Raw genomic sequence first — 4,771 nt, 5'->3', positions numbered from 1 at the left:
TGATCAATTTGGCAGTATCTGATTTTTTATCTAACATTTTTTCAAGCCTATTATTTTCAGCAAGTCCTATTTGATGCCCTAATTGGGTCAATCTAAGATCTGCATTGTCTTGTCTCAGCAATAATCTGAATTCGGCACGTGAGGTAAACATTCTATATGGTTCATCTGTACCCTTATTGATTAGATCATCAATGAGTACTCCTATGTAGGCATCAGAGCGTTTCAGTATAAAAGGATCTTTTTCCTGAACCTTTAATGCTGCATTAATACCTGCAATAAGTCCTTGGGAAGCTGCTTCCTCATAACCGGTAGTACCATTGATTTGTCCTGCGAAGTATAGATCATTTATTAAATGAGTCTCCAGTGTCAATTTTAACTGCGTAGGAGGGAAGAAATCATATTCTATTGCATATCCAGGACGGAACATTTTAGCATTTTCAAAGCCCGGGATTTTTTGCATGGCTTTGTATTGTACATCTTCCGGCAATGATGTAGAAAAGCCATTAACATAGATTTCCACAGTATTCCAACCCTCAGGTTCTACAAAAATTTGATGTCTTTCACGTTCTGCAAAACGGTTTATTTTGTCCTCTATAGATGGACAGTATCGCGGTCCTAGTCCCTGAATACGGCCATTGAACATTGGAGAACGATCAAACCCTGTCTCTAAAGTTTCGTGTACACTTTTATTGGTATATGTTATCCAACAATTTCTTTGTTCCTTTAGCGGACTTGTCTCATCTGAATATGAGAATTTCTCTGGTTGAGAGTCTCCTTCCTGCACTTCCATCTTTTTGTAGTCCAAAGATCTCCCATCTACCCTTGGCGGTGTACCGGTTTTCATTCTTCCCGCTTCAAATCCCAAAGAAACGAGTTGTTCTGTTATTCCTTTAGCAGCAGATTCACCTGTCCTTCCACCGCCAAATTGCTTTTCTCCAATATGAATGATACCGTTTAGGAATGTGCCATTTGTAAGTACAACAGATTTTGCCTTGATTTCTAAACCTATTCCTGTTTTTACACCTATTACTCTATTGTCTTTTACTACTATCCCATTGATCATTTCCTGCCAGAAATCTACATTGGGAGTTCTTTCTAAAGCCAATCGCCATTCTTCTGCAAAACGCATTCTGTCATTTTGAGTCCTAGGAGACCACATGGCAGGCCCTTTTGAGCGATTGAGCATCCGGAACTGTATCATTGATTTATCAGAAATTATTCCTGACTTGCCTCCCAATGCATCTATCTCGCGCACAATTTGTCCTTTCGCAACGCCACCCATGGCAGGATTGCATGACATTTGAGCGATTGTATTCATATTCATTGTGCAAAGCAGGACCTTAGCACCAATTGTTGCAGCAGCGTGCGCAGCTTCACAGCCCGCATGTCCTGCTCCTACTACGATCACATCATATTCTGGAAACATATATTTTCCTATTTATAAAGTGTTCCACGTGGAACACTTCTCTTATAAAATCTTTTATCATCAGTTATGAGGTGTTCCACGTGGAACATCAATAAGGGAAGAGTGAAATAGATTGGTTCTCCATTTCCCTCATTAGTCTTTTATCCTCTTCTTTTTTGTCCTTGTATCCCATTAAGTGAAGCAAGCCATGGCTCATTACCCGAAGTAATTCATTTTCTAATGCTGCCCCTTCTATATGAGCATTTTCTCTAATCCGTTCTACACTTATAAAGATGTCTCCTTCTATAAAGTTAACATCCTCCGAATTGTCGAAAGTAATAATATCTGTGTATGTGCTGTGATTCAAATATTCGACATTAATTTGATATAGGTACTCGTCTGTACAGAATATATAATTTAATTCACCAATTCGCTTGCCTTCCTTTGCTGCTACAGTTCTTAGCCACTTTTTGAACTTATTTTTATTCCTTACAGGAAACCGTATATCCTCTTCAAAAAATAGAATAGCCATATTACATATAAAATGTCAACACTGCCTTTCTTCCTTCATCTTCAAATTTGACATCATCTGCTAGGTGTTTGATGATGAAAATTCCTCTTCCTCCAGCTTTCTCCAAATTTTCAGGGGCTGTCGGATCTTGAAGATGCGCATAGTCAAAACCTCTACCTTCATCTGTGATAGTAAACTCTATCTGTTCATCATCCAGCTTGAGTTCAAGATGTACCTTTTTGCTGCTGTCCAATCTATTGCCATGTATGATGGCATTGGTTACACCTTCAGTTACCGAAATCATGATATTGCCATAAATATCATCATCAATAGCATATTTATCCCTGGCATTGTCAATGAAACTTTCTATGATTTTGATATTCTCAATTATAGAAGGTATTGAAATTTTAATAGATTTCATTAATGTTTTATAGATAAATTAACGATTATATATTCTTTTATTTATTCATTTCAATGAGAATGGGGCAATGGTCTGAGTGAACCGCATCTGCCATTATTTTCGCATTTTTAATCTGTTCTTTCATAGCAGTAGTGGTCATATGGTAATCTATACGCCAACCCAAGTTTTTACCCCTTGAGCCTGCCCGGTAACTCCACCAGGTGTAATGATGGGGGTCTTGGTTAAATAACCTAAAGCTATCATCGAACCCTGATTCGGTAAATTTATCCATCCAAGCCCTTTCTTCAGGAAGAAAACCAGATGAATTCTTATTGGACACAGGGTTATGAATGTCAATGGCCTTGTGACAGATATTGTAATCTCCACTTAAGATAAGTTTGGGATATTCTTTGATTAGATCTTGAGAATAGCCAAATATGTCATCCAGAAACTGGTATTTGAAATCCTGTCTGATGTCTCCTGTGGTTCCTGATGGAAAATAAGCAGAAATAAAGGAAAAGTCCTCATAATCTGCTCTGATCATTCTTCCTTCATCATCGTATACGGGTAAACCCATACCATAGGTCACTTTTTTGGGTGCTTCTTTACTTAGGATTGCAACCCCACTGTAGCCTTTCTTTACTGCTGGAAACCAATAAACCTGGTATCCCATATCCTCAAAAATGGATTTGTCAATTTGGGATTCTAAGGCTTTAACCTCCTGTAAACCAATGATATCAGGATCATTTTTTCTGAGCCAGTCTGCAAAACCTTTGTTTAATGCAGCACGGATACCATTAACATTATAGGATACGATTTTCATTTATTTTGGATGATTTTCTTTACAATTTACTTATCCTTATTTTATTTCTATGTCAAATTCTTTTTCGAAATATTCCAAAACATGGATCTTAAGCAACTTCTCTTGCTCCAGAATATCAAAATGTGGTAACTTATTGATTAATTTCCAATGTGGCCATCCGTCCTGATCAATGTAATCCAGTTCGTAAAAGCCTGCGTAACTCAAAACCTTGCAAATGGCTATGTGCATGAGATCCTGCTTTTGCTCTTTTGAAAAGTTTTTATTTCCCTGACCCAATTCCTGCACTCCTATCAAAAAAAGAACCCCATTCATATCATTGGGTTTTTTTCCTATCAATTCTGCGATACCCTGAAGTAATTTACTCCAGCGCTTCTCCAGGTCGAGGTCTTTCTTAAACATCCCTTTTTCCTTCTTTTTCCAGTAATTCCCAATATTCAACCGCCCTTCTCAAATGTGGAATCACAATAGAGCCGCCAATTACGGTTGCAATGGAAAAAACTTCAAATATTTCTTCTTTCTTAAGTCCTGCCTCAAATGATTTGCCAAGGTGGTACTTAATGCAGTCATCACATCGCAAGACCATTGAACAGGCCAAGCCTATCATTTCCTTGGTTTTGACATCCACAGCACCTTCTGAATAGGTATTGGTGTCCAGGTTGAAAAACCTTTTGATCACCTTGTTATCAGAAGCCATGATTTTTTCATTCATTTCGCTCCTGTAAGTATTGAATTCTTCTATTAAATTCATTAATTTTTAGGATGTTAATTTAACCTGTAAATATAACAGGTATTTTACTGTCATGGAGTTGTAACAAGCCTTTTTGGAAATGCGTTTCCCTATTTTTGAAGATTTTTTGTCATTGGTTTTCCCAAAAACCTGTTGCCTCTGTAAAAGGAGCCTTTATGAGTTCGAAAATCAACTCTGTAAAATCTGTATTGCTGACCTTCCTGTTACCAATTACCACCTTCAACCTCAAAATAACGACCTTTTGGTAAAAATTTTGGGCCTTACTAAGCCAAGAATGGTTTTTGCATTTTTAAGATATACCAAGAAAGGAAACAGCCAAAAATTATTGCATTTGTTGAAATATAGAAATAGACCTGAAATCGGGGTGGAACTCGGTAAAGTATATGGACAAATTCTGAAAGAAAATGGCTTCGAGAATACATGGGATCAGATTGTACCAGTTCCACTCCATCCCCTAAAACAAAAACACAGGGGATACAATCAAAGCGAACAATTTGCTCTTGGACTGAATGCCTCCTTGGAAATACCTGTAGTATCTGCGTTAAAAAGGGTGCATTTCACAGAAACACAAACAAAGAAATCCAGGATGCAACGCCTTCAAAACGTTGCTGACGTTTTTGAAATTATTCCCCTAGCAAATATTAAAGGACAGAAAATTCTTTTGGTAGATGATGTGATGACCACGGGTGCAACTTTGGTGACATGCGCCAATGTTTTACTGCATTCTGGAGCAGAAGTAGTGGATATGGCAGTGCTCGCAGCAGGGAAGAATTAAAATTTGAGCACCAAAAACTGCTTAAAACATAAAGCTACTTTACATAGCTGCTTTCTATCCATCTCAAACAAGCAATTTTTTTCATTGAAAATTTTTAATAAATTATATC

Annotated in this window: 7 protein-coding genes; 1 reads left to right on the top strand and 6 read right to left on the bottom strand. The window is 37.5% G+C overall.

Annotation, left to right across the window (positions count from 1 at the left end; translation table 11 throughout):
- The 6 genes from mnmG to QZT73_RS14200 form a co-directional block, all read right to left on the bottom strand.
- A partial coding sequence (mnmG, locus tag QZT73_RS14225; protein WP_291788820.1) for a tRNA uridine-5-carboxymethylaminomethyl(34) synthesis enzyme MnmG occupies positions 1-1,426 on the bottom strand: 1,426 nt, incomplete at its 3' end.
- 88 nt (positions 1,427-1,514) lie between these two features.
- On the bottom strand, positions 1,515-1,937 hold the full coding sequence (gene ybeY / locus QZT73_RS14220) for an rRNA maturation RNase YbeY (RefSeq protein WP_291779497.1): 423 nt from the start codon (positions 1,935-1,937) through the stop codon (positions 1,515-1,517).
- Position 1,938: 1 nt separating this feature from the next.
- Positions 1,939-2,337 carry an ATP-binding protein gene (locus QZT73_RS14215; RefSeq protein ID WP_291779500.1) on the bottom strand — a complete coding sequence of 133 codons (399 nt, stop codon included), beginning with the start codon at positions 2,335-2,337 and terminating at the stop codon, positions 1,939-1,941.
- A 37-nt stretch (positions 2,338-2,374) separates the two neighbouring features.
- Positions 2,375-3,139, bottom strand: coding sequence for an exodeoxyribonuclease III (locus QZT73_RS14210; RefSeq protein ID WP_291788817.1), 765 nt, complete (start codon positions 3,137-3,139; stop codon positions 2,375-2,377).
- A gap of 36 nt (positions 3,140-3,175) precedes the next feature.
- Positions 3,176-3,538: a hypothetical protein gene (locus tag QZT73_RS14205; RefSeq protein ID WP_291779505.1), complete on the bottom strand. Its 363-nt coding sequence runs from the start codon at positions 3,536-3,538 to the stop codon at positions 3,176-3,178.
- A complete protein-coding gene (locus QZT73_RS14200; protein WP_291779507.1) occupies positions 3,531-3,887 on the bottom strand; it encodes a carboxymuconolactone decarboxylase family protein in 357 nt (118 codons plus the stop codon). The genes QZT73_RS14205 and QZT73_RS14200 overlap by 8 nt, the downstream gene beginning before the upstream one ends.
- Before the next feature lie 79 nt (positions 3,888-3,966).
- Here QZT73_RS14200 and QZT73_RS14195 point away from each other — a divergent pair, with 79 nt between their 5' ends.
- Positions 3,967-4,662, top strand: a complete 696-nt coding sequence (locus tag QZT73_RS14195) for a ComF family protein (RefSeq protein ID WP_291779510.1) — start codon at positions 3,967-3,969, stop codon at positions 4,660-4,662.
- Positions 4,663-4,771: the final 109 nt, after the last annotated feature.

Source organism: Cecembia sp. (assembly GCF_007126775.1).
GTDB lineage: Bacteria > Bacteroidota > Bacteroidia > Cytophagales > Cyclobacteriaceae > Cecembia.
This window is presented reverse-complemented; position numbering and strand designations above follow the sequence as displayed.